Annotated in this window: 22 protein-coding genes and 1 pseudogene; 7 read left to right on the forward strand and 16 right to left on the reverse strand. The window is 71.5% G+C overall.

Annotated features, from left to right (window positions below):
* Window positions 1-308: 308 nt before the first annotated feature.
* From FS770_RS10675 to FS770_RS10685, 3 genes are read right to left on the reverse strand one after another with little or no spacing between them, the layout of a single operon-like run.
* The gene (locus FS770_RS10675) at window positions 309-1,622 is read right to left on the reverse strand and encodes a DUF4097 family beta strand repeat-containing protein (RefSeq protein WP_145011725.1); all 1,314 of its coding nucleotides are present in this window, start codon (window positions 1,620-1,622) and stop codon (window positions 309-311) included.
* Window positions 1,623-1,630: 8 nt separating this feature from the next.
* Complete coding sequence (locus FS770_RS10680) at window positions 1,631-2,287, reverse strand: LuxR C-terminal-related transcriptional regulator (protein ID WP_055082016.1); 657 nt, start codon at window positions 2,285-2,287, stop codon at window positions 1,631-1,633.
* Window position 2,288: 1 nt separating this feature from the next.
* On the reverse strand, window positions 2,289-4,031 hold the full coding sequence (locus FS770_RS10685) for a sensor histidine kinase (RefSeq protein ID WP_244944881.1): 1,743 nt from the start codon (window positions 4,029-4,031) through the stop codon (window positions 2,289-2,291).
* A 148-nt stretch (window positions 4,032-4,179) separates the two neighbouring features.
* Between FS770_RS10685 and FS770_RS10690 the strand changes: the two genes are divergently transcribed.
* Both FS770_RS10690 and hchA read left to right on the forward strand, forming a co-directional pair.
* A complete protein-coding gene (locus FS770_RS10690) occupies window positions 4,180-5,538 on the forward strand; it encodes an acyltransferase family protein (RefSeq protein WP_145011728.1) in 1,359 nt (452 codons plus the stop codon).
* 104 nt (window positions 5,539-5,642) lie between these two features.
* Complete coding sequence (gene hchA / locus FS770_RS10695) at window positions 5,643-6,503, forward strand: glyoxalase III HchA (protein WP_094393364.1); 861 nt, start codon at window positions 5,643-5,645, stop codon at window positions 6,501-6,503.
* A gap of 45 nt (window positions 6,504-6,548) precedes the next feature.
* Here the strand turns inward: hchA and FS770_RS14135 are convergent, their stop codons facing one another.
* The 10 genes and pseudogenes from FS770_RS14135 to FS770_RS10740 all read right to left on the reverse strand — a co-directional run bounded on the left by FS770_RS14135 (window position 6,549) and on the right by FS770_RS10740 (window position 16,422).
* Window positions 6,549-6,722 carry a hypothetical protein gene (locus FS770_RS14135; protein WP_244944882.1) on the reverse strand — a complete coding sequence of 58 codons (174 nt, stop codon included), beginning with the start codon at window positions 6,720-6,722 and terminating at the stop codon, window positions 6,549-6,551.
* 112 nt (window positions 6,723-6,834) lie between these two features.
* Window positions 6,835-6,951 (reverse strand): annotated as a pseudogene (locus FS770_RS14140) (hypothetical protein); the annotation flags it as partial.
* Window positions 6,948-7,889, reverse strand: a complete 942-nt coding sequence (locus FS770_RS10705; protein WP_145011731.1) for an alpha/beta fold hydrolase — start codon at window positions 7,887-7,889, stop codon at window positions 6,948-6,950. The gene FS770_RS10705 and the pseudogene FS770_RS14140, both read right to left, overlap by 4 nt.
* A gap of 48 nt (window positions 7,890-7,937) precedes the next feature.
* Window positions 7,938-8,612: a GntR family transcriptional regulator gene (locus FS770_RS10710; protein ID WP_094393366.1), complete on the reverse strand. Its 675-nt coding sequence runs from the start codon at window positions 8,610-8,612 to the stop codon at window positions 7,938-7,940.
* Between the two features lie 263 nt (window positions 8,613-8,875).
* Window positions 8,876-9,802, reverse strand: coding sequence for a formyltetrahydrofolate deformylase (gene purU, locus FS770_RS10715; protein WP_145011734.1), 927 nt, complete (start codon window positions 9,800-9,802; stop codon window positions 8,876-8,878).
* Between the two features lie 227 nt (window positions 9,803-10,029).
* Window positions 10,030-10,773 (reverse strand): sarcosine oxidase subunit gamma, encoded by a 744-nt coding sequence (locus tag FS770_RS10720; protein ID WP_145011737.1) that lies wholly within the window; start codon window positions 10,771-10,773, stop codon window positions 10,030-10,032.
* Window positions 10,766-13,678, reverse strand: coding sequence for a sarcosine oxidase subunit alpha family protein (locus FS770_RS10725; protein ID WP_144943211.1), 2,913 nt, complete (start codon window positions 13,676-13,678; stop codon window positions 10,766-10,768). Before FS770_RS10725 ends, FS770_RS10720 begins: the two co-directional genes overlap by 8 nt.
* On the reverse strand, window positions 13,675-13,956 hold the full coding sequence (locus tag FS770_RS10730) for a sarcosine oxidase subunit delta (RefSeq protein WP_055085251.1): 282 nt from the start codon (window positions 13,954-13,956) through the stop codon (window positions 13,675-13,677). The genes FS770_RS10725 and FS770_RS10730 overlap by 4 nt, the downstream gene beginning before the upstream one ends.
* 40 nt (window positions 13,957-13,996) lie before the next feature.
* Window positions 13,997-15,214 (reverse strand): sarcosine oxidase subunit beta family protein, encoded by a 1,218-nt coding sequence (locus FS770_RS10735; RefSeq protein ID WP_144943212.1) that lies wholly within the window; start codon window positions 15,212-15,214, stop codon window positions 13,997-13,999.
* Window positions 15,215-15,297: 83 nt separating this feature from the next.
* Complete coding sequence (locus FS770_RS10740; protein ID WP_144943213.1) at window positions 15,298-16,422, reverse strand: YkvI family membrane protein; 1,125 nt, start codon at window positions 16,420-16,422, stop codon at window positions 15,298-15,300.
* Between the two features lie 482 nt (window positions 16,423-16,904).
* Here FS770_RS10740 and FS770_RS13790 point away from each other — a divergent pair, with 482 nt between their 5' ends.
* A complete protein-coding gene (locus tag FS770_RS13790) occupies window positions 16,905-17,207 on the forward strand; it encodes a hypothetical protein (protein ID WP_186366758.1) in 303 nt (100 codons plus the stop codon).
* A 9-nt stretch (window positions 17,208-17,216) separates the two neighbouring features.
* Complete coding sequence (locus tag FS770_RS10750; RefSeq protein WP_145011740.1) at window positions 17,217-17,792, forward strand: P-loop NTPase family protein; 576 nt, start codon at window positions 17,217-17,219, stop codon at window positions 17,790-17,792.
* A 113-nt stretch (window positions 17,793-17,905) separates the two neighbouring features.
* On the opposite strand, the gene FS770_RS10755 is transcribed toward FS770_RS10750, so the two are convergent.
* On the reverse strand, window positions 17,906-19,561 hold the full coding sequence (locus FS770_RS10755; RefSeq protein WP_144943216.1) for a thiamine pyrophosphate-binding protein: 1,656 nt from the start codon (window positions 19,559-19,561) through the stop codon (window positions 17,906-17,908).
* The gene (locus tag FS770_RS10760; RefSeq protein WP_145011743.1) at window positions 19,558-21,003 is read right to left on the reverse strand and encodes a sodium:solute symporter family protein; all 1,446 of its coding nucleotides are present in this window, start codon (window positions 21,001-21,003) and stop codon (window positions 19,558-19,560) included. The genes FS770_RS10755 and FS770_RS10760 overlap by 4 nt, the downstream gene beginning before the upstream one ends.
* 212 nt (window positions 21,004-21,215) lie before the next feature.
* Between FS770_RS10760 and speB the strand changes: the two genes are divergently transcribed.
* From speB to FS770_RS10780, 3 genes are all read left to right on the forward strand, one after another.
* Window positions 21,216-22,253 carry an agmatinase gene (gene speB / locus FS770_RS10765; RefSeq protein WP_144943218.1) on the forward strand — a complete coding sequence of 346 codons (1,038 nt, stop codon included), beginning with the start codon at window positions 21,216-21,218 and terminating at the stop codon, window positions 22,251-22,253.
* A complete protein-coding gene (locus tag FS770_RS10770) occupies window positions 22,250-23,434 on the forward strand; it encodes an aminotransferase-like domain-containing protein (protein ID WP_145011745.1) in 1,185 nt (394 codons plus the stop codon). Before speB ends, FS770_RS10770 begins: the two co-directional genes overlap by 4 nt.
* A 264-nt stretch (window positions 23,435-23,698) precedes the next feature.
* Entirely contained in the window at window positions 23,699-24,181 is a 483-nt protein-coding gene (locus FS770_RS10780; protein WP_145011750.1) for a MarR family winged helix-turn-helix transcriptional regulator, read from the forward strand.
* Between the two features lie 135 nt (window positions 24,182-24,316).
* Here FS770_RS10780 and FS770_RS10785 read toward each other — a convergent pair whose 3' ends face one another.
* Window positions 24,317-24,931, reverse strand: coding sequence for a malonic semialdehyde reductase (locus tag FS770_RS10785; protein WP_094393379.1), 615 nt, complete (start codon window positions 24,929-24,931; stop codon window positions 24,317-24,319).
* Between the last annotated feature and the right edge of the window lie 86 nt (window positions 24,932-25,017).

The raw sequence follows: 25,017 nt of genomic DNA on the forward strand, positions 1-25,017 counted from the left end.
CACCACCGCCTCCTCCAACGTGACGTCCGGGAACACGGCTACGGCGTGCATGCACGACACCGCGGGCTACCTGGAGTTCGCCGGGAACACGAGCAGCCCCTCGACCGGGAGCCCTACGTGGGGCCTCCGGCAAGCGGCACCACGTGGTCGCCACCGAGATTCCACCGCTGACCTCAGATCCCCCCACGTGGACCGTGTGCTCGTGGGCAGCGCTCCTGCCACCGGAACGCGGGAGATGTATTACCCCGCCCTCCGACGGATCGGGTGCACCCGCATGGACACCTGGCCGGACGCACCGGCCGGGAGTTCTAGTTCTCGCGAGCCGGTGAGTCGGAGTCGGACTCTGTGGTGTCCTGCTCCGGCTGGTCGTCGCGGTCCTGCCGGGTGCCGGAGGAGCGCCAGCCGTCGTGCCAGGCGTGCATCCACCCGGAGTCCTTCACGCCCATGGGCGTGCCCTGGAGGTAGAGGCAGGGCGTGCCGTTCGGGGCCGTCTTGCACACGGTGTCCGCGTCGTGACCGTGCCCGGTCGCGCTCTCGGCCCCGGGTGCCGTCGACGCCCCGGAAGCAGCCGACGACGTCGCCCGCGGACTCTCCGGCGCAACGGGACTCGACACCGTGCTGGGGCTCGCGGACGAACCGCCGCTCGGCGCCACCCGGGGTGTGGTCGAGGAGGACGGCTCTGCCGTCGCGAACAGGGACGGGGTGCTGACCTCGGAGGGCAGGGGGCTGTCGTCGTACGTCCCGTAGTACTCCAGGGACGAATCGTCCGTGGGGTCCGCCGGGTCCGACCCCGCCGGATCCGTGGTCACCGGGTGGCGCGGGTCGGTGAAGTCCTTCTGGCTGCCCTGCGGGTACCAGTAGTCCGCGGTGGGCATGGTCACGCCGTAGGAGCCGGAGCCCGCCGTGACCGAGGCACGCTTCGGGGAGGTGCCCTGGGTGTCAACGAGCACCATGCCGGTGTCCGTGTGGGCGTCCAGCCGGTCACTCACGTGCGCGCCGTCCAGCAGCACCCGCCCGTTCGTCGAGCGGGCGTCCACCGTGGCGGCCTCCAGATCGTTGGCCTCCACCGAACCGGTGTCGGTCTTCGCGAGGACGTCCTTGAACGTGCCCTCCACGAACAGAGCATTCGTGGTGCCCTGCAGGTCCAGGGAGACCGGTGCGGAGTCCTCGGGAACGGTGACGGAGACGCTGCGGTTCGAGGACCCTCCCAGGTCCCAGCCGGTGGCGGTGGCGCCGAGGTCCAGGGACAGGGCGCCGTCGTGCAGGGCGGGGGAAGGGGCACGGTCCGGGATGTTGATTCCGGCCTCGGACCACAGCACCTGCACGCGGTCCGCGGTGGAGCTGGTGTGGACGTAGACAGCGGCGTCGGCCGCGTCCACGTGGATGGTCTTGACGGTGGCGGGCGCGGTCCAGGACCCGTTGTGCTCCTGCGTCAGCGCGAGCGCCCCGGTGACGCCCGCGCCGCCGACCAGCAGGCCGATCGCGACCACCCCGCCCACCACGGCGGTGGCGGTGTTCCACGCCCGGCACTCGCCGCGGGGGAGGGGCCGGTTCTGACGGGGTTCCTGTGCGGGATGGGAACCGGGGTCCGGCGTGGCCGGGGAGGGAGTGTGAGTGCTCATGTCGTGTCCTAGCGGGAGTGGTCCGAGTAGCCGAGGTACTTGAGAACGGCCAGAACCCTGCGGTTGCCGGTCTCCGAGGTGACGCCGAGCTTGGCGAAGATCGCGCCGATGTGCTTTTCCACGGCCGACTCTGTGAGGTACAGGTTCGCGGCGATGGACGCGTTGGACAGCCCCTGCGCCATGAGCCCCAGCACCTCGCGCTCACGCGGGGTCAGCAGCTCCAGGTCCTCACGACGCCGCGAGCGCACCAGGATCTGCGTGAGCACCTCCGGGTCCAGCACGGTGCCGCCGGAGCCCACGGTCTGCACGGACTCGAGGAACTGCTCCACGTCCGCCACGCGGTCCTTGAGCAGGTAGCCCAGGCCCTCGCGGCGCGAGGCGATCAGCTCGGACGCGTAGCGCTCCTCCACGTACTGCGAGAGCACGAGTACGGCCACGTCCGGGTGGGCGGAGCGGATCAGCACGGCGGCGCGGATCCCCTCGTCGCTGAAGGAGGGCGGCAACCGCACGTCCACCAGGGCGAAGTCCGGTCGGTGCTCCTCCACGGCCTTCACGAGCCCTTCGGCGGTGTCAGTCTCCGCGACGACGTCGTGCCCCGCGTCCGTGAGCAGGCGCACCAGTCCGGCGCGCAGCAGGACGGCGTCCTCGGCGATCACGATGCGCATCTCAGTTTCCCTCTCCGGTGCTGGTCCGCGACGATGACGACGACGCCGCGCCGCCCGTTCCCGGATCCCCTTCGGGGGCCTGACACTGGGGCTCGCGCGGAGTCCCGTGCTGGGTCTCCCCGTGGTGGCCGGGTGCCGCGGCCGGGGTGTCCTGGCGGGTGCTGCCGAGCGGCAGCTCCACGACCACCTCGGTGGGCCCGCCCGCGGGAGAGTTCAGGAAGAACCGTCCCCCGGCCGAGCGGATCCGGTCCCGGATGCCGGAGAGGCCACCACCGGGAACCACCTGGGCGCCGCCGCGGCCGGAGTCGCGGACCCCCGCCACCACCACGCTCGTCCCGGGGGCGGGGCCGTCCTGCACGGACACGGCCACGTCCGCGGAGCGGGCGCCGGAGTGCTTGACCGCGTTGGTGAGGCTCTCCGAGACTGCGAAGTAGACGGCGGCCTCCGTGCGCGGCTCCAGGCGCGGCACGTTCACGGCAACGTCCACGGGGAACGGGACCTGCGCAGCGATGGCAGACAGGGCTGCGTCGAGCCCCCGGTCCTCCAGCACCGCGGGGTGGAAGCCGCGGGCGAGCCTGCGCAGCTCGGTGATCGCGGCCTTGGTGGTGCCGTGGGCCTCCGCGACGAGCTCCTTCGCGGCCGCGGGGTCCGTGTCGATCCTGGACTTCGCCATCGAGAGGTTCATGGCCACCGAGACCAGCTGGGGCTGCACGCCGTCGTGCAGGTCCCGTTCGATGCGGGAGCGCTCGGTCTCCGCGCCGCGGACCGCGGACTCCTTCGCCGCGGACTCGTACTCCGCGCGGCGCTCGGACTCCATGGCCTCGCGGCGCAGCCGGGCGGCCTCGCTCTGGCGCAGCAACCCCGCGGAGAGCCCGCGGTGGGCCAGCGTCAGCAGCACGCCCAGCAGGATCCCGAGCACCACCCCGAGCACCGAGCCCGCGATCAGGGCCCACTCCGGCACGTCCCCGACGGAGCGCAGCCCGGTGCGCACCACGGAGTCGGCGGGCATGTACAGCGGCGTGGTGGCCGCTGCGATCCCGGCTCCGGCCACCACGAACGGCACCAGCATGAGCCAGCCGAGCAGACACGTGATCGCCAGGTGCAGCATCCCCAGCCACAGGGAGCCGTCGCTGGTGTCCAGCCAGATCTGGTGGGGGATCCGCACCCAGTCCGTGCGTGGTGTGCGGCGCCGCTGGGGGTCGCGGATGTCCAGACCGAACGACGACGCCGAGCGCCGCCGCTCCAACCACACCGCCGCCATCATCACGTAGACCGTGGCGGCCAGCACCAGCGCTCCCAGCCCGAGCGCGGGGATGGCGGCCACACCGGTCACGAGCAGTGCACCGATCAGGCACAGCAGCGCCGTGTTGAGCGCCGCGTCCACCACCAGGTCCAGGCTGCCGAAGAACAGGGTCCTGGGGGAGAGCATGCGCCACTCGCGGATCGCGGGCACCGACGGGCCGGGCGGCACGTGGCCTCCGGGCGGCGCCTGACCGGGACCGCCGTCGACGTCGTCGTCCCCGGCCAGGGGGCGGTTCGCTTGGTTGGCGGAGCGGGCGCCGTACCGGTCTTCCAGACCTTCCGGGCGGCCCACGGGAGGCAGCGCGCGGTGCGCTGCGGCGTCCTCGCGGGGCAGCACGCGGGTGGCGCCCACCGGCGGCAGCGGCCGGGTGCGGCCCGAGGCCGGGGGAAGAGGTTCGGTGGCGTCCCACGGCGGCGTGGGTCGCGAGGCTGGTGTGCTCATGGCCTCCACGCTACGGACACCCCGCCGGCTCTCGCGCCAGAGCCAGCCACCGGGTTGCAGTGGGGTTTTCCCCACCCCTGCCCATCCCCGCTCCAGAGCCGCGCGTGCCGCCCTGGCGCCAGCGCGCTCCCGCCCTAGAGTGAGCCTCATGCAGCACGATCTCACCGCTGCCGGGACGCCCCGGCCGCCGGGAGCGCCCGCCGTCGAGCGCGACCCCGCCGTGGACGCCGCCCGCGTGGGCTGCGTGATCGCCGTGGTGTGCATCCACATCCTCATGGTCACCCTCACCGCAGACCCCGCCACCGGGGAGATCCGCTCCGTGCTCGTGCCCACCCAGCAGCCCTGGTACTGGTGGGCCACCTGGATCTTCCAGATCATGCCCCTGTTCTTCGTTGTGGGCGGAACGGCAGCGGCCGGGGCGTGGCGGCGTCGTCGGGCGCAGGGCATGGACCCCGCGGAGTACGTGCGCGAGCGTGCCCTGCGGCTCGTGCAGCCGGCCGCCGTGCTGTGGTGCGCGCTGGCCCTGGTGGCCGGGGCCGCGCTCGCGGCGGGAGCGCCGTACGAACTGGTGACCTTCGCGCTGTCCGGGGTGGGCATGGCGCTGTGGTTCCTCGCCGCGTACCTGATCTGCCAGGCGCTCACTCCCACGTTCCTGGCATTGCACGAGCGTATGGGGTGGGTGTGGTGCTGGTTCCTGCTGTGCTGTGCCGTGATCGTGGACCTGCTCAGCGCGGCCAGCGGGGAGCGGTGGTGGGGGCTGCTGAACATGGTGTTCGTGTGGCCGCTCGTGCAGCAGTTCGGCTTCTTCCGCGCGGACGGCTGGTTCGCGGCACGCTCTCGGGGGCTTCTCGTGGCGCTCGCTGCGGCGTCGTTCGCGCTGCTCGGGGTGTGCGTGGCGGCGGGCCCCTACGCGCCGGACATGCTCACCGATCTCAACCCGCCCACGGTCTGCATGGTGGTCCTGGGCTTCGCTCAGGCGTGCCTGCTGGAGGTGTTCTCCCCGGCGCTGCGGCGGCTGATGACCCGGCGTCCGGCCCGGGTGGTCGCGCACCTGATCGGCACCCGCGTCATGACCGTCTACCTGTGGCACCTGCCCGTGGTCGTGGCGGTCATGGCCGTGTGGTTCTTCGCTGGCGGCTGGGACCCCGCACCCGGTTCCGCTGGGTGGTGGCTGCTGCGGATCCCGCTGGCGGTGGTGTGCTGGGTGGCCGTGATGCTCGTCGCGGCGGTGCTACGGCGCGCGGAGACGGCTTCGGTGGAGCCGTGGGGCGGGCGGGAGCGCAGCCTGCCGAGCGCACTGGTGCTGGTCGCGCTGGTCTGCGCGGCGGCCCCACCGTTGATCCAGATCGTCACGCTGCTCACTGTCCCGCTCGTGGTGGTGGGCGCGGCAGGCTCGGTGCTCGCCGTCGTCGTCCTGCGCAGCGGGCGGGTGCGGCAGGGACCGGGCCCCGCGGACGGGGCCGTGGGCGGTCAGCGGGTTACCGGGGGCCGCGGGGTCCCGGCGTAGGCTCGGTGGCGTCCTCGTCACGCAGTGCCCCGCGACCCATTCGCGTACGCACCCGGCGTGACGCCGTTGCCGGGGCACCGCCCCCGCGACCGAGAGGTGATCGCATGGCTTCCAAGAAACCGGTGCGCGACAGCGCCGAGCACAACGCCTACTTCCCGTCCGAGTACTCGCTGGGTCAGTACGTGGCACCCACCACGAACTTCGACGGCGCCGCAGGTGTTCCCGCCGCCCCGTCCGGTCCGCACAAGGTCCTGACCGTCCTCACGGACGAGCGCTACCTGCCGCTGCAGGACGACATCTACTTCTCCACGGGCAACCACCCGGTGGAGACCCTGCTGCCGCTCATGCACCTGCGCGCCGCCGGGTACGACGTGGACGTGGCCACCCTTTCCGGGAACCTTGCCAAGTTCGAGCTGTGGGCCATGCCCGAGAAGGACGACGCCGTGCAGCAGGCGTGGGAGGAGCTGCGGCCGCAGTTCGAGCGTCCCCGGGCCCTGCCGGAGATCGCCGACGGGCTGGACGGGGACAGCGACTACGCCGCCGTGTTCATCCCCGGCGGCCACGGTGCCACGATCAACCTCGCGGACAGCCCCGAGGTGGGCCGTGTGCTCGCCTGGGCACTGGAGAACGACCGCCCCGTGATCACCCTGTGTCACGGACCCGCCGCGCTGCTCTCGGCCGTGGGCGAGGACGGCAGGAATCTCTTCGACGGCTACGCCGTGACCGTGTTCCCCGATGCCCTGGACTCCGGGCCCAACATCGAGATCGGCTACCTCCCGGGCCGCATGAAGTGGCTCGTCGCCGAGGAGCTCACCCGCGCCGGGCTCACCGTGGTCAACGACGACATGACAGGGCAGGTCCACCGCGACCGCGGCCTGCTCACCGGCGACAGCCCGCTCGCCTCCAACGCGCTGGGTCGCCTGGCCGTGGAGACGCTCACGGGCCAGGAGTACGCCGCGGACTGAGGTCCGGTGCTCTCCAGAACGACGACGCCGCCCGCCCCCCCCCGCTCACGGGTGCCGGGCGGCCTCGTCGCCCAGCGGCCGGGCCCGCAGGCCGGCGTCCACGTCCGCCCGGGCGCCTGCCTCGGATGCGGAGACGACACACGCCGAGCCGATCACCTGGCAGCGCCGCGCGGACCGCGTGAACTGCCGCACGGAGTGGAAGTCGACGGAGCCCAGCACGCCGAGGGTCGCGAGCCAGTGGGGCCGGGGGGCTGTCGGAGAGGCCGTGGGGCAGGGAGAGGCCTGTGACGCTGCGGAACGAGAACCAGAGGTGCTCCACGCCGTGGAGGTGGCTCGGCATGAGCCAGGAGAGCCCGACGACGAATACGAAGACCACCAGCAGACCGGCCAGGAGCGTGAAAAGGGTCCTGCGCAGGGCCCCGTGGCGCGTGCGGGCAGGGATGTTCAGCCCAGGTGGTCCAGGACCAGGGGGAGCAGCCGTGGTACGGCCAGGGGGTGCACCTGGTGGCCCATGCCGGGGACCGTCACGAACCGGGCTCCCGGGATGGCCCGGGCCGTTGCGGGGCCGCCGTCCGGGCGCACAATCCTGTCTCTGTCCCCGTGGAGCACGAGCGTGGGCGCGGTGATCTCGCCCAGCGCCTCGGTCCGGTCCCCGGAGGCGCGGATCGCACCGATCTGGCGGCGCATCCCGGCGGCCCCGTGGCGAGGGTCCAGGTTGCGGTCCCAGTGGATCTCGGCGAGCCGACGTTCGTGGGCAGGGTCCACGGGGAAGCCCGGGCCTGCGAGGTGGCGGGACATGACCATGCGCGCACGCACGTACGTTCGGCGGGTCCTCGCTCCCGGCAGGGCGAGCATCGCGGCGGTGGAGGTGGCCACCGTGCCCACGGACGGGTCCCCCGTGGTGGAGCACAGCGAGACCAGCCGCCGCACCCGCCCCGGGTGGTGGGCGGCCAGGGACTGCGCGACCATCCCGCCCAGCGAGAAGCCCAGCACGTCCGCGCGGTCGATGCCCAGTGTGTGGAGAGCGTCCGCCACGTCCTGGGCCATGTCCTCCACCGTGTACTGCCCGGCGGGCAGGGCCCCCGTCAGCAGCTGCCGGGCGGTGGGAGGGGGAGCGCTCGCGCGGAAGGACCGGCCCTCGTCCCGGTTGTCGAGGCGGATCACCCGGTGGCCCCGCTCCATCAGGCCCTGCACGAGGGATTCGGGCCAGGTGGTGAGGTCGAAGCCCAGGCCGGTGATGAGGACCAGGGGTGAGCCCTGTGCCGGGCCGTCCTCCCGGATGCAGATGAAGCGGTCGGCTGACAGGGGCACTACGTGCTCCTCGCCGGCGAGGTTTCCCGGGGCGTCGCAGTGACCCGGGGCGGGGAGACCGGGGCGCGACGTCATGCCCCGATTCTACGGAGCCGCACGCCCGTCACCACAGGACGGGCCCGCTCAGAGCACCTGGCGGATGTGCTCCTCGAAGTCCCGCACGTGGTGCAGCATGACCGCCTGCGCGGTGTCCGGGTCCCCGTCCAGGACCGCGCGCAGCAGGGTGGCGTGCTCCTCCACGTGGCCCTGCAGCTGCGGCATCCGGTCCGCAGCCACGCACCAGATGCGGGTGGCCAGGTTGCTGTAGCGCTCGAGGGTGTCCTGCAGGTGGGCGTTGCCGGCCGCGGTGTACACCGCCCGGTGGACGCGGTTGTCCCAGCGCAGGGCGCCGTCCCGCTCCAGCTCGTCCGCACCCAGCGCGTCCAGTTCCCGCGCGAGGGTCTCAAGCTCGTCACGCTCCCGGCCGCCCCGGCGCTGCGCGGCGAGCTTCGCAGCGAGTGGCTCCAGCACCTCGCGCACCTGCGAGATCTCCGAGAGCGCGGTGATGTCCACGGTGGTGGCGAACGTCCCCCGGCGGGGATAGGTGACCACCAGGTGCTCGGAGTCCAGCCGCTTGATGGCCTCTCGCAGCGGGGTGCGCCCCACACCCAGCTCCACCGAGAGCCGCGCCTCGTTCAGCGGCATCCCCGGCACGATGTCCAGGAAGATCAACCGGTCCCGCAGTCGAAGGAAAGCACGGTCGGCCAGGGAGAGCTGGTTGTCGTCCGCGGCGGGGGAGGCGGAGGGGGTCGCGGTCATGCGGGAATCACCGTGCTTTCGGGTCGAACGGGCGGGGCCGAAAGGCGCCGGTCCGCGAGACACTCTACTGAACGGCGTCGCACGGGCCTGCGGAGTGTGGGGGGCAGCGCCCGCGCTGGGATGGTCTCGAGGGACGCGGCACTCGCCGCCGGCGCGCGGGGCAGGCGCGGGGGCGACGTCGTCGGCCCGGGGGCCCGCGCCCAACGCGCCGGGCCCCACGACCCCGCGCCCCACCGCGTGCGGGCCGACGCCGCGGCGGCGCCTCAGCGCAGCACCACTGTCTTGGCACCGTGCAGGATCACACGCCCCTCGCAGTGCCAGCGGACGGCGTCCGAGAGGGCCTTGCACTCGGTGTCACGTCCGGCAGCCACCAGGTCCTCGGGCCCGTAGGCGTGGTTCACCTCCACCACCTGCTGGGTGATGATCGGGCCCTCGTCCAGCTCCGCGTTCACGTAGTGGGCGGTGGCACCCACGGTCTTCACACCACGCTCGTACGCCTGGTGGTACGGCTTGGCGCCCTTGAAGGACGGCAGGAACGAGTGGTGGATGTTGATGACCCGGCCCTCCATGCGGGTGGCCAGGGAGTCGCTGAGCACCTGCATGTACCGGGCCAGCACCACCAGGTCCACCTCGAAACGGTCCACGAGGTCCAGCAGCCGGGTCTCGGCTTCCGGTTTGGTGTCCTTGGTGACGGGCACGTGGAAGAACGGGATGCCGTGCCACTCCACGAGCCGTTGGTGGTCGAGGTGGTTGGAGACCACCGCCACGATCTCCACCGGCAGCTCTCCAGTGCGCGCCCGGAACAGCAGATCGTTGAGGCAGTGGCCGAACCTGGAGACCATCACGAGCACCCGCCGCGTCTCCTTGTGGCGGTGCAGCTCCCAGCGCATGTCGAAGCGTTCGGCCACCGGTGCCAGATCCGTGCGCAGGGCGGTCTCGTCCAGGGGCCGGTCCGCGCCTGGCGCCACGTGGACGCGCATGAAGAAGCGGCCCACGCGTCGGTCGTCGAACTGGGCGAGCTCCACGATGTTGGCGCCGTGCTCCAGCAGCACACCGCTGACCGCGTGCACGATCCCCAGCTGCTCGGGGCAGTTGAGGGTCAGCACGAGTTCCAGGCCGTTCGCGGCGGGCTCGGTGCTGCCCGGTGCTGGTGCGGGTCCGGGCGTGGAGGACGTGGGCTGGGCAACCATGGTGGGTCTCCTCGGGGTGGCGCGGGGGTGGCGCGGTGTCCTGGCCCGACGGCGTCCGTGCCGTCGGTCGGTTCCGGCACCCGACGGGGTGGCCGGGTGCCGGGGCGGTGGTGGTCTGTCCTGCAGGGAAGCGGCGCGGGTTCTGGCGGGCGGAGTCCCTGTGCGTGGGGTCCGCAACGCCGACCCGGGCGCGCCCCTCCGGGCGGCCCCCGGGCTGGCAAGTCCGCTCAGGCGACCTCGGGTGAGGCGAACTCGGTCATGGCGTCCAGCAGCCACTGGGCGGTGAACTGCGCGAACGAAGCGCGCGGCATGATCCGCCACGTCTGCTCCCCGGTGCGCCACAGCAGCACCTGGACCAGGGCGAGGGTTGTGGACACCGCCGAACCCACGGGGAAGGCCCGCGGGTGAAGGTCCACCGGGCAGCCCTTCTCGAGCACGGCCCGCGCGGAGGGCCCGCTCAGCTCGAGAGTGGTGCGGTTGGCCGAGAGGTCCACCACCTGTCCGGGCCCGCCCGACGCCACGAGGGCGTCCGCAAGGCGCTGGGCCAGCGGGCTCGTGGACAGCGTGGGAAGAGCCGAGCGGTCCGGTTCCGGTGCGTCGGCGGTCGGGGACGGCGACGTCGTCGTGGTATCTGCGGTGAGGGCGGGCGGGACCACGGTCTCGTCCGACCCCACCGCCAGGAACTCGTCCGGTCCCTGCCACAGCACCGCGATGTCCGCGGGGTCCCCGCTCACAGCCCCCGCGCGCGAGGGTAGGGGGCGTCCCACGACGTCGCACAGCGCCTCGGCGTCGGCGCCGCCGGGTGCTGCCCGGAGCCCGACCATGGTCAGGAACGGGATCTCGCGCAGGGACACGCCCCTGGGCCCGGCTACGGAGCCCTCGCGCATCGCGCCGGCCCACTGCTCCAGAGAGCTGTGCCGCAGGGCAGTGATGCCCGGGGTACGGGTGCTGGTCGTCTCGGTCTCAGCCATCTCGGCGGTTCCCTTCGGGGTCGTAGAGGACGGGGTCGGCGAGCACAACGTCCACGAGCCGCCCGTCCAGCGGTGCCTGGAGTGTCTCCCCGATGCGCTGCCGGCCGTTCCTGACCAGTGCGAGGCCGAACGTGCGCTCGAGTGCGGCGCTGCGGTAGCTGGAGGTCACGTGGCCCTCCATGGGCACGGGGCCCTGCTCGGGGGTCACGGGCGTGCCCGCAGTAATCAGTTGGGCACCCTCCGGCAACCGGAACGAGGGATCCACGGGCAGCACCCCCACGAGCTGCTTGCGGTCCTCGCGGCTGGTGTCGGCGCGGGCGTAGGAGCGCTTGCCGATGAAGTCCTTGGTCTTGGACACCACCCACTCCATGCCGAGGTCCTGCGGGGTCACGGTGCCGTCCGTGTCCTGGCCGACGATGGGGAACGCTTTCTCCGCGCGCAGCACGTGCATGGTCTCCGTGCCGTACGGGGTGACCCCGAACTCCTGGCCGGCCTCGAAGACCTGCTCCCACACGCAGAGCCCGTACCACCCGGCCACGTTGACCTCGAAGGCCAGTTCCCCGGAGAACGAGATCCGGCAGATTCGTGCGGGGATCCCGGAGGCGAGCACCGTCTCGCGGAACGCCATGAACGGGAACGCGTCCTGGGAGACGTCCAGATCCGGGGCCAGTTTTGCGATGACATCCCGGGACTTCGGGCCGGCCACGGCCACCGTGGTCCACTGTTCGGTCACGGAGGTGAAGAGCACGTCCAGCTCGGGCCACTCGGTCTGCGACCACTCCTCGAGCCACTCCAGGACCTTTGCGGCCCCGCCCGTGGTGGTGGTCATCAGGTAGCGCTCCTCGTCCAGGCGCAGGGTCACACCGTCGTCGAAAACCATCCCGTCCGGGGTGCACATCACGCCGTAGCGGCCCATGCCGGGCTTCAGCTTCTTGAACGCGTTGGTGTACACGCGGTTGAGGAACTCACCGGCGTCCCTGCCCCGGATCTCGATCTTGCCGAGCGTGGTGGCGTCCATGAACCCCACCCCGGTGCGCACGGCGGCGCACTCGCGCAGCACGGCGGTGTCCATGTCCTCCCCGGGCTGCGGGTAGTACCACGGGCGCTTCCACTGGCCCACGTCCTCGAACAGTGCGCCGTGGGCCACGTGCCACGGGTGGATCGAGGTCAGCCGGGCGGGATCGAACAGCTCGCCCTGGCGGCGCCCGGCCAGCGCGGCGAACGCCACGGGCGTGTACGGGGCGCGGTAGGTGGTGGTTCCGATCCCTGCCACGTCACCCGTCCTCAGCGCCTGGGCGATCACACCGATGGCGTTGACCGCGGACGTCTTGCCCTGGTCGTTGGCGGTGGAGATGGAGGTGTAGCGCTTGATGTGCTCCACCGAGCGCATGCCCGCGCCCACCGAGCGCAGCACGTCCGCGACGGTCTGGTCCCGTTGCAGGTCCACGAAGTGGCGGTCCCAATCCTGCTCCGCGTCCGCGGTGCGCGGCACGAGCCACAGGGGGCGGGCCGGGGCGATCCGCTCGGGCGTGGCCGCGGGCACGTGCACCGCGGCGTCGAAGCCGGCGCTCTGCGCGGCCTGCGCACCGGCGGTCGCACCCTCGGTCAGGCAGCCAAGCAGGTCCAGGGTCCCCGCCAGGGCACCGGCGCACTGCTGGTTCCGGACACTGGGCACTGGCACGAAACCGGCGATCTCCTCGCTCCACTCCAGCCTGCCCTGGCGCTGGCTGTGCAGGTGCACCACGGGGCTCCACCCGCCGGCCACGGCGAGCAGGTCCGCGTCCAGGGTCTCGTAGGGGCCGGTGGGCCGGGCGTCCTCGTCGATCGGGCTGACGACGACGCCGCTCACCCGCCCGTCCTCGCCCTCACCGAGGGTGTCCACGACGGTGCTGCCCGCCAGCACCCGCACGCCCGTGGCCTGCGCGGTGCGCGCGGCGGCGTCGCCCGGTTCGGGACGGCTGTCCGCCACGGCGGCGACATCGATCCCCGCCGCGTGCAGGTCCTCCACGAGCGCATAGGCGGAGTCGTTCGTGGTGGCCACGACCACACCTCGGCCGGCCGCCACGGCGAAGCGGTTGAGGTAGGTGCGCACCGCGCCGGCGAGCATGATCCCGGGGCGGTCGTTGTTCGCGAAGACCACCGGGCGCTCGTGGGCGCCGGTGGCCAGGACCACCTGGCGGGCACGGACGTGCCAGATCCGCTCCCGGGAGACGCCCGAGCCGGCGGGTTCGGCGAGGTGGTCCGTGCGGCGCTGGACGGCCACCACGTAGTTGCTGTCGTAGTTGCCGAACGCGGTGGTGCGCCGCAGCACCGTGACCTCGGGGTTCTCCAGCAGCTCCGCCTCGACCCGGGCGGCCCACTGCCACCCCGGCACCCCGTCCACGGTCTCCTCACGACCGGAGAGCAGCGCGCCGCCGGGCAGCGTCTGCTCGTCCATGAGCACCACCCGGGCCCCGGACTCCGCGGCCTGGCGCGCCGCGGCCAGCCCCGCAGGCCCGGCACCAACCACGAGCACGTCCGTGTGTACGTACTTCGCGTCGTAGCAGGCCTCGTCCCTGGCCGGGTCCAGCTGGCCGAGTCCGCGCAGGTACTCGGCGCGCAGCCCGTCCGTGAGCTCCACCGTGGTGGCCGGGAGCATGGACTCGGCAACGTCGGCTGCGGTGCGCGGGGCCACCTTCACCAGGGCGTTGGGCTCCTCTACCCCCGCCGTGAGGACCCCACGCGGGCGACCCAGGTACATCGAGTCCCCGCAGCGGATCCGGCCCTGGGCGAGCAGCGCGGAGGCCACCGTGTCACCGGGGTGCGCCGGGACCTCCCGGTCGTCCAGGCGGACGGTGAGAGCGGCGTCGCGGTTCACACCCGTGGCGGTCCATCGGTCGGTGGGAAGGCGGAAGGGGGCGTTCATCGGGAACCTCCGGGAGCGGTCTCGCCCATGCGGTAGACGGCGGTGATCTCGTACGTTGCGGTGTCACGCACCGCGTTGAACCAGCGGCGGCAGCCCACCGTGTGGACCCACCGCTCCTTGAGCAGACCCTTGGGGTTGCTGCGGTAGAAGAGGTACTCCGCCCACTGGCGGTCCGTCAGTTCGAACGGATCCTCGGGGTACGGCACGTGGGCCTCCCCGCCGTAGTGGTACTCGGTCTCGTCGCGTGGGCCGCAGTAGGGGCATTCGATCAGCAGCATCGTGGGTCGTCTCCTCCGGGTGACAGCGGCGTGTGCACGGTCAGTGGGCCACGGCGGCGGCGCCGTGCTCGTCGATCAGGACACCCGTCTCGAAGCGTTCCAGGCAGAACGGCTCGTTGAGAGGGTGGGGCTCGTCGGTGGCGATCGTGTGCGCGAAGGCGAAGCCTGCCCCCGGGGTGCCCTTGAAGCCGCCCGTGCCCCAGCCGCAGTTCACGTACATCTGGTCCACCGGTGTCTTGGACACGATCGGGGAGGCGTCCAAGGTGACGTCCACGATCCCGCCCCACGTGCGCAGCACGTGCGCCCGGGCGAAGATCGGGAACAGCTCCACGGCCGCTGCCATCTGCTCCTCCACCACGTGGAACGCCCCGCGCTGGCCGTAGCCGTTGTAGGCGTCCACGCCCGCACCCATCACCAGCTCGCCCTTGTGCGCCTGGGAGACGTACACGTGCACGTGGTTGGACATCACCACCGTGGGGTGGACAGGCTCGTGGAGCTCCGAGACGAGCGCCTGCAGCGGGTGGGACTGGATCGGCAGGCGGAAGCCCGCGAGCTCCGCGAGCACCGAGGAGTGCCCCGCCCCGCACAGCCCCACCTTGCCGGCGTTGATCCGACCGCGGGAGGTCTCCACCGCCACCACGCGCTCGCCGTCCTTGACGAAGCCGGTGACCTCGCAGTTCTGGATGATGTCCACACCCATCTGGTCGCACTTTCGCGCGAACGCCCACGCCACGTGGTCGTGCTTGGCGATCCCCGCGCGCGGCTGGTACGTGGCGCCCATGACCGGATAGCGCAGCTCGTCCGACGTGTTGATGATCGGGCAGAGCTCCTTGACCTGTTCCGGTGTGATCCACTCGGCGTCGATCCCGTTGAGCTTGTTCGCGTTGACCCGGCGCACCGACTCGCGGACGTCCTGCAGGGTGTGAGCCAGGTTCATGACGCCGCGCTGGGAGAACAGGAAGTCGTACTCCAGCTCTTCCGGCAGCCCCTCCCACAGCTTCAGAGAGTGCTCGTACATGGCCGCGGACTCGTCCCACAGGTAGTTCGAGCGGATGATCGTGGTGTTGCGCGCCATGTTCCCGCCCGCGAGCCACCCCCGCTCGAGCACCGCGATGTTGGTCATGCCGTGGTTCTTCGCCAGGTAGTACGCGGTGGCCAGCCCGTGCCCGCCGCCACCCACGATGACAGCGTCGTAGGACGGCTTCGGGTCCGGGTTGTGCCAGAGGAAGTCCGGGTGCTCCGGGAGCAGATCGGCCATGTGGTGCTCCGTTTCGGTGTTGAGGGTCGGGTGCGGTTCCCCGGGATGGGGGTGGACGACGTCGTGGACGTCCTGCGGTTGGGTCAGGCGCGGCGGGTGCGCGCGGTGCGGGTCAGGGACTTCACGAGCATCAGGGTCAGCAGCAGGATGCCCACGTAGCCGTTGACCACGTAGACGATGTTGACCATCAGCGAGAACGGCAGCACGAGACCCACCAGGGTGCCGATCGCTGCGAGTGCGAGGGTGAGGTACTTGAAGGGCAGGGACTTCTCTGGGAAGAACCGGGAGGAGACGGTCCACAGCAACGGCACCGCCGTGGTGTAGATGCCTGCGAGGATGATGAGTGAGAAGCACGAGGCGACCACCGGACCGAGATCCGAGGCGAGCACGAGCATGGGAATCTCCGTGCCGTTGACCGCCTCGATGTTCGCCAGCAGGCCCAGGCCCACGACCATGCAGGCCACGGAGAAGGAGACCCCGCCGAGCACCGCACCGGAGTGGGCCTCGCCGCGGCTGTGTGCGGTCCTGCCCAGTGCGGTGAGGAACGCGGCGAGCCACAGCATGCAGAAGCCCACATAGGACAGCCCCGCCAGCACCCAGTTGCTCGACGCGCGGGTGAGGTCCAGTTCCGGCAGCAACGCGTTGCCGTCGGCGATCCCGCCCGGGTTGCGAATGATGCCCAGGATCCCCAGGACGATCGCTATCACGACGATCAGCGGGCCGATCTTGCCGATCACGTCCACCAGCCGGTCCAGGCCGAACCACACGGTCAGTCCCACCACGGCGGCAAGCCCGATCCCGCCCACGTACTTGGACAGTCCGTAGTGCTCCTGGAACACAGCGCCCGCCCCGGCCACCATGACAGTGAAGCTCAGGAATACGAACAGAACGGAGAAGTAGTCGAAGAACACTCCCAGGTGGCGGCCGCAGTAGTAGCGGAAGATCAGCGACGGCCGGTCGAACTTCTCGCGGTGGCCTGTGGTCAGGAACTCCACGGCCACGTAGGTGATCAGCACCAGGACTACCAGGCCCGTGCCGAAGACGCCCCAGTAGCCGTAGGAGGTGAAGTACTGCAGGATCTCCTGGCCGGTTGCGAAGCCGGACCCGATCAGGAACGCGACGATCGCTCCGGCGTACGTGAGGATGCGCAACGAGCTCCTGGTCTCGACGGTGTCCAGCTGCGTGGAGGGTGACGCGGTCTGTGCCATGGTGACGTTCTTTCCCGAAGGGGGGTGCTGGCCGGACGGTTCCGGTGGTGGCGAAGGGTTTTGTCGATCACTGATATATCTGTGTTCTGAGTACGGTATGTGATGCGGCCCACCCCGTCAATGCCCCGAGGTCAGGAGCAGGCGCCCCGCACGGGTGCGCAGAACATCTGAGGCACAACTTGCCCAGGGAACGCGCCGCGGGGCGGGCATGTCCTGCCCCAGATGTTCAACGGCGGGGGGTCCTGCGGGCGTCGTTGGCCTGGGGACATGAACAGCCGCTCGTTCTCATGCCTGCCCGTGCGGCCGGATCGAGGAGCACGGCCTGAACTCGCTGCCGCGCGCAGAGTGGCCGGCCACTGTTCCCGCGGTGCGGCAGGTGCTGGACGAGGGCCTCAACCTCGGGCCGCTGACCGTCCGGGTGGGTGAGAACGGGGCGGGGACGCCCACCCTGGTGGAGGCCGTGGCGGCAGTTCGGTCTCAGCGTGGACGGCGGCGCGCGGGACCAGGTGCTGCACCGGACCCGGGTGACCGAGTCTGGACCCGGCGACCGTCCGCAGCTCGTGCGCGGGGTGGTTCTCTGCACGCACTCGCCGGTCCTCGCCGCCCTGCCTGAGGCACGCAACTACGAGCTCGGCGAGTGGGTTCTGCGCCCCAGCGAGTACGACGAGCTGGAGATCACCTGGCACCTCTTCCTGGACGCACCCCAGCGATCCCCTCGGCGGGTCGGCCTGCGTGGTCGATCCGCTGAGCCCCGTGGGCTGCGCAGTATGTTCGCAACGGCATAGGCTCGCCCCATGACCGCCGCCCCGCCCTCACCATGCCGGATCCTCGTGGCCGGGGTGAGCGGCGTCGGCAAGACCACCCTGTGCCGTGAGATCGAGCAGTGCTCCGGCATCCCGCACACCGAGATCGACGCCCTGTTCCACGGCCCCGGCTGGATTCCGCGCCCCGAGTTCTCGGCGGACGTCGCGCGCCTGGCGGCGGGCGGTTCGTGGGTCACCGAGTGGCAGTACGACGCCGCACGGCCGGCTCTCGCCGAACGCGCCGACACCCTGCTGTGGCTCGACTTCCCGTTCTGGACCGTGACCTTCCCACGCGTCGTCCGGCGGACCGTGCGGCGCAGCCTGAGCCGCCAGAAGCTGTGGAACGGCAACACGGAGGGGTCGCTCCGTACTCTCTTCACGGATCCGGAGCACATCATCCGCTGGGCGGTCGCGAGCCGTCACAGCTACCGGGAGCGCATTCCCACCCTGGCGGAGACGGCCCCGCACCTGCGCGTGGTGCGCCTGCGTCACTCCCGGGAGGCGCGGGCATGGGTCTCCACCGTCTGGCCCGCGGGGACGGACGCCAAGGATGGACCCCGCAGGTGAGCCCGGCCCGCCCGATCACCCACCCCATCCGGGGACAACATTTGGGGCGCGACATGTCCGCCACCCAGCAAACCCGCCCGGGGCGGGAGGTGGGCACGGGGCAGCGCCAGCTCTCAGATCTTCAGGTGCACCAGGCTCGGGCCCTTCGTGGCGAGGGCCTTCTGCACGGTCTCCGCGAGGGTGTCCATGGTGGCGGGGAACCCGGTGGCGCCGAAACCCTCCGCGAGCTTCACCCAGTCCGGCTGCGCGAGGTCAACGGCCAGGGGGTCGATGTCCCGGTCCAGCATGTTCTGCCGGATCTCCCCGTAGCCGCCGTTGTCCACGCAGATCACGGGCAGGTCCAGGTTCAGCTCCACGGCGGTCATGAGCTCCTGGATGGAGAACATGAGGGCGCCGTCCCCCACCAGGCACACCACCGGGCGCTCGGGCGCGGCGAGCTTGGCACCCACCGCCGCGGGCAGCCCGTAGCCGAGCGTGGCGTACGTGCCCATGTACAGCAGCGAGTGTGGCTGGGGTGCGCGGAAGAACGTGGTGGAGCCCATGTACGTCACCTGCGAGGAGTCCCCGGCCAGGATGGTGTCGTCCGGGACCACCTCCATGATCGTCTCGTTGAGCGCCGCGAGGTCCGGGGCCCAACGCCGGCCCTCCTCGTCCATCGCCTCGAACACCGAGCGCAGGTCCCGCTCCGGGCGCGGTGCGGCGTCGGCAGCCGCGGCGCGCAGCCCGTCCAGCAGCTGGGGGACGACGGCGGCGGCGTTGCCGGGGACCTCCACGTCCGGGGAAAGATTGCACAGCATCTGGTCGCGCATGATGTCCACGCGAACGATCGGGCCCTGCGGGGTGATGTCCCCGCCCCACAGCTCGGCCTCGCCCACCTTGGATCCGATCACGAGCAGTGCGTCCGCTGAGCGCATGAACTCGTGGGCGGTGCTCAGCCGCAGGTCCGCGCCCAGGGACAGCCGGTGCTTCTCCGGGATCGCGCCCTTGCCGTTGGTCGTGGTGATCACCGGGGCCTCGAGCAGCTCGGCCAGCTCCAGCAGCCGCGGTCCGGCAGCGAGCGAGCCTCCGCCGGCCAGGATGACCGGGCGCTCACTGGCCGCCAGCGCCTCGACGGCCGCGGCGATGTCGTGCTCCGGGGCGGGCGTGGGCTCACCGAGGGGGCGCGGTGCGGTGGCCGACTCGGGGACGTCCGCCGCGGTCTCGAGGATGTCCAGCGGGATCTCGATGTGGATGGGCCGCGGGCGCGAGTGTGCGAAGTCCCGCATGGCGTCGTGGATCATGGTCACGGCCTCGGCCCCCGAGGTCACGCGCCGAGAGACGCCTACGATCGCGTTCACGGCGGCGGAGGGATTCTTGGTCTCGTGCAAGGAGCCGATGTCCCGGAAGTCGTGGCCCACGGGGCGCCCGGGGGAGAGCAGGATCATGGGCCGGGACTCTGCGTAGGCGGTCGCCGCGCCGGACAGGGAGTTGAGCAGGCCGGGTCCGGACGTGGTGATGACCACCCCAGGCAGCCCGCGCACCTGGGACCAGCCGTCCGCGCCGTAGGACGCGCCCTGCTCGTGGCGTGTGGTGATCGCACGGATTCCCAGCGAGCGCAGCGGCCGGTAGAACTCGAGCGAGTGGGTGCCGGGGATGCCGAACACGGTGTCAATCCCGTAGCCGCGCAGCGTCTCCAGCACCGCGGTGGCCACGGTGCGCTCCGGGCGTGTGACGTCCGCGCCGGCCCCGGGGGTCTCGGGTGCCGTGGTGATGGTGCTTTCGGTGCTCATGCCTTGGACTCCTGAATCCGACGGTTCCATTCCTGACTGATCTCCGGCGTGGTGGGCTTCGTGGCGAGCGAGACGGCCACGAAGACGACGGCAGAGGCGAGCAGTCCCATGTAGATGGGTGCGTTGGCGAGCACGCCGTAGACCACCATGCCCACCACGGTGGCGACGACGCCCGCGGCCATCGACCACATGGCACCCGCCGCGGTGCCCCGCTTCCACAGCAGACCGCCCAGCACGGCGACGAGCAGGCCGCCCACCAGCAGGTCGTACGCGATGGTCAGGGCCGTGACCGTGGAGCTGACCAGCATGGACATCACCGTGATGACCAGGCCGACCACCACCACGTAGACGCGGTCCTTGAGGACGGACGCGTCCTCGGAGCGGGCGCGGGCGATGTCGTCGTCGGGGGCTCCGAACAGGCCTAGGAGGGTGGGGACCACGTCCACGCGCGCCACCGTGGCTGCGGCGATCGTGGCCCCGGAGGCCGTGGACATCATGGCGGCCACACCGGCCGCGAGGACGATCCCGCCGAGACCCGCCGGCACGTGCTCCTGGGCCATGGTGGCGAACGCCTCCTCGGGGACGGCGAGGTTCGGCAGCACGGCGGCCGCGGCGGTGCCGATCAGTGCGCCGGCGACGCCGTAGAGCGCCACGTACGTGGCGGAGACGAGCCCACCCCAGCGGGCGACGCCGGGCGAGCGGGCCGTGAACACGCGCTGCCAGATGTCCTGCCCGATCAGCATGCCGAAGCCGTAGACCACGAACTGCGTGAGGATCGCCTGGAAGCCCATGGAGCTGACGGCGAAGTAGGAGGCGTCCAGCCGCTCGCGGATCCCGGACCAGCCGCCGCCGGCGGCCAGCGAGAAGGGCAGGAGGATCGCGAAGATGCCCACCGTCATGAAGAGGAACTGCATCAGGTCCGTCAGGGTGATGGACCACATTCCGCCGAGCACCGAGTAGGCGATCACCACCGCACCGCCCAGCAGGATGGCCCAGGGCCGCGAGATGGGGAACAGCACGGAGAAGATCGCCGCGTAGGCGGCCGTGGAGGTCACCGCGATCATGAGCGTGTAGGCGAGCATCACGAACGACGACGCCGTGGCGCCGCCCTTCGCGCCGTAGCGCAGCTGCAGCATCTGGGAGACGGTGAAGACCTTCAGGGACTGGATGCGCGCGGCGAAGAACAGGCTCAGCACGGCGAGCCCCACTGCGATCGCGACCACGAGCCACATCCCCGAGATGCCGTACTGGTAGCCGAGCCCCACTCCGCCCACGGTGGAGGCGCCACCGAGGACCACCGCCGCCATCGTGGAGGTGTAGAGCCCCGCTCCGAGGCGGCGTCCGGCCACGCGGTAGTCGGTGGCGGTGCGTGCACGGCGTGCCGCCCACAGCCCGACCACCACCATCACGGCCAGGTAGAGCACGATCACGAACACGTTCACAGGGGATCTCCTCGGAGCCGCGGCGAGGCTCTGCTCGCCTGGCGGGCAGGATCGCCCGCGCACGCAGATGTGGCGCTAGGGTTTGCACCAGGTCACAAAAAATATCACCCTGGCCCGGCCGGGCGGCGCCGGACACCGTGCGGCGGGACGTGCGGCCCGCCGTCGGCCGCGGAAGGGCTTCCCGGGCGATCCTCGGGGCGGAAGGAGACACGGTGGAACCGGAACGCATTGTCGAGACGAACGCGGCGGGCGAGGAGCGGGTGGGGCCCGTGGACGCGGCGCTGACACCCCGGTGGGCCGGGCCGGCCACGTTCGCACGGCTGCCCCGCACGGACCAGGTGGAGCACACGGACGTGGCCGTGGTGGGCGTGCCCTTCGACTCGGGGGTCTCCTACCGCCCGGGCGCGAGGTTCGGGCCGAACCACGTGCGCGAGTCCTCGCGGCTGCTGCGCCCCTACAACCCCGCGCAGAACCACTCGCCGTTCGCGAACCTGCAGGTCGCGGACGCCGGGGACCTCGTGGGCAACCCGTTCGACATCCGCGAGGCCATCGACTCCATCGAGAAGGGCGCCAGGGAGCTGATGGGGGAGGACACCAAGATCGTGGCGATCGGCGGTGACCACACCATCGCCCTGCCCCTGCTGCGCGCGGCGCACTCGCGCCACGGGAAGGTGGCGCTGCTGCACTTCGACGCCCACCTGGACACGTGGGACACCTACTTCGGGGCCGAGTACACCCACGGCACCCCGTTCCGGCGGGCGTTCGAGGAGGGCATCATCGACACCGACGCCGTGATGCACGTGGGCACCCGCGGGCCCCTCTACGGCACCCAGGACCTCGAGGACGACTCCCGGTTCGGTTTCGAGATCGTCTCCTCCGCGGACGTGCTGCGCTCCGGCGTGGACGCCGTCGTCGAGGCCCTGCGCGAGCGCGTGGGCGACCGCCCCCTCTACATCTCCCTGGACATCGACGTCCTGGACCCCGCCCACGCCCCCGGCACGGGCACGCCCGAGGCCGGTGGCATCACGAGCCGCGAGGTGCTGGAGATCCTGCGTGGGCTGCGGGGCCTGGACGTGGTGGCGTGCGACGTTGTGGAGGTGGCTCCCGCCTACGACCACGCCGAGCTCACGGGCATCGCCGCCGCGCACGTGGTCTACGAGCTGCTCTCCCTGATCAGCCTGGGCGCCGATGCCGCGCCGGACGGCCCCGCGTACGGCATCTCGGGCGCGCGCTACGGGGACGCGAAGTGACGGGGTTCGCGTCCCGCGCGGACGAGTTCCGGCCCTCCCCGGTCCGCGCCGTCTTCGAGGTGGCACGGGACCCGTCCGTGGTCTCGCTGGCCGGCGGCAACCCGGACCTCTCCGTGCTGCCCGCGGACGCCGTGGGGGACATCGCGTCCCTCCTGCTGCGCGGGCGCGCCGGGGAGATCCTGCAGTACGGATCCGGCGCCGGCACGGACGGGCTGCGCGAGCTCGTGGTGAAGCTCATGGCGCGCGGTGGCTCCACGGTCACCGGTGCAGACATCCTGCCCACCACCGGATCACAGGCCGGGCTGGACCTCGTGACCAAGCTCTACTGCAACCCCGGGGACGTGATCCTGGCGGAGGGCCCCACCTACGTGGGTGCGCTGGGCGTGTTCGGGGCGTACGAGGCCGAGGTGCAGCACGTGGCCATGGACGAGGACGGGATCGTTCCCGACGCCGTGGCGGAAGCCCTCGACGCGCTCGCCGCCCAGGGCAGGCGGGTGCCGTTCGTGTACGTCATCCCGAGCTTCCAGAACCCCACCGGCGTGACCATGCCGGAGGAGCGCCGTCGCGAGCTCGTGGCGGTGTGCGCGCAGCGGGACGTGATGATCGTGGAGGACGATCCGTACGCGCTGCTCGCCTTCGACCGCAGTGAGCCGGTGCCGTCCATGCACGGGATGGACCCGGAGCACGTGATCCACCTGGGCAGCTTCTCCAAGATCTTCGCCCCGGGCCTGCGGGTCGGGTGGATGGCCGCACCCCCGGAGGTGCGCGGGCGGCTGCAGATCGCCGGGGAGTCCGTGGTGATCCACCCGTCCAACCTGGCGCAGTCCCTCGTGACCTCGTGGGTGGGTTCGGAGCACTGGGAACCCGCGCTCGACAGCGCCGTGGCCCTCTACCGGGAGCGCTGGGAGGCCATGAACGAGGCTCTCACCGAGTACATGCCACAGACGGCCAGCTGGACGACGCCGAGCGGCGGGTTCTTCACGTGGGTCACCGCGGAGGAGCTGCGGGGCAGGGACATCCTGGCGGAGGCGGTGGCCCACGGGGTGGTGCTCGTGCCGGGCTCCGCGTCCTACATGGACGGCCGGGACTCCAACGCCGTACGCCTCGCCTTCTCGGGCGTGGCCCCGGCCCGGATCCGGGAGGGTGTCAGGCGCTTCGCGGAGGCGCTGCGCGGGGACTGAGCCCATCGCTTCACCACGTCAGCGGCGGGTGGACGGGTGGTTTCCGCCCGTCCACCCGCACCGGGGAGGGGGCACAGCGCCGCGTCCCCTCCCCGGTACGGCCGCATCGCGCGGCGATCCCGGTGGCCGCCTGCACGATGCTGTCGTATCCCCGCAGCCCCGCGCCCGGACCGGTCGGTTTCCACGCGCTCAGCTCTACGCGCACGAGGTGCAGGAAGCGCTCATGGGCCGGGCCCGCACCCGTCGAGGATAAAATACGGAGCCATGATGGCTTCCCCCGGACCCGCTCCCGACGACGACCGCGCCCGGGCCGTGCTGCGCGCACACCGGCTGCGGGAGGTGATGCGCTACAGCGTGTATTTCCTGCGGCGCATGGAAGGGACCCGGGAGCTGACGAGCCAGCAGATCAGCCTCCTGACCATGCTGCGCCCCGGGGGCCTGCGGATCACGACCATCGCCGCGAACATGGGCGTGCGGGTCTCCACGGCGACTCAGAGCGTGGACCGGCTGAGCAGGGCGGGCTACGTGCGCCGGGACCCGGACCCCACGGACGCCCGCGCCGTCCTCGTGTGCCTCACCCCCTACGGGCTCAAGGAGCTCGCGCTCGAGGACCAGCGGCGCAGCGACAGGGTGGCGGACGCACTGTGCGTACTCTCTCCGCGCGAGCTGGACTCGCTGGACGCTGCCCTGCCGGTGCTCGCGAAACTGGCGAGGACTCAGGGTGCGAGTGGTGAGACGTCGCGGTAGTCCGCGGGGTTCCGAGCGGTGCGGGTGAGCAGGCGTGCGGGGCCGGATGTGCAACGGGGCCCGGTGGCGAACCCCTCGGCTCACCACCGGGCCCCGGCCACGGTGCGTCGTGTCAGTGCCTCACGAGACCTCGGCTCAGAGGGTCTCGGCCACGTCCTCCATGTCGAAACGGGGGCTGCGATCGTACTCCGGTGCGACGGGGTGACCCAGGTTGACCACCACGATGGAGCGCTTGCCCGTGCCGGCGAAGAACTCGGCGTCCACAGCCATCGGATCGAAGCCGGTCATGGGCCCGGCGGCCAGGCCCACGGCGCGGGCGGCCACGATGAAGTAGCCCACCTGGATGTGGGAGTTGGCCTTGCCGCTGGTCAGGCGCAGGTCCTCGTTCTCGTCGTACATGCCCTGCAGGTGCGGGGCGGCGGGGAGGAACTGGGGGAAGCGCTGGTGCCAGTTCTCGTCGTAGGACAGGATCGCCGTCAGCGGCGCCTGGCGGGTCTTCTCCTGGTTGCCGCCGCTCATGTGCTGCACCAGGCGCTCACGGGCCTCGGGGGTCTCCACCCAGGTGATGCGCAGGGGCTGCGAGTTGAACGCCGTGGGGCCCATCTTGGTGAGGTCGTAGATCGCCCGCTTCTCATCCTCGGTCACCGGATCCTCGGTGAAGTGGCTCGCGGTGCGGGCGTCGATGAACAGGCGCTCGGCGTCCTCGGAGGAGATGGCGAGGGGCAGTTCCTCGGTGGTCACGGTCGTCATGGGGGTCCTTCCATCAGGCGGGTGGACAGGCCACCCGAAATCATTTCGCCGGAAACTATACCCACGTCGCGGCGCGTGAGGGGTCG

Origin of the sequence: Kocuria salsicia (genome assembly GCF_007681555.1) — a bacterium.
Taxonomy (GTDB): domain Bacteria; phylum Actinomycetota; class Actinomycetes; order Actinomycetales; family Micrococcaceae; genus Kocuria; species Kocuria salsicia.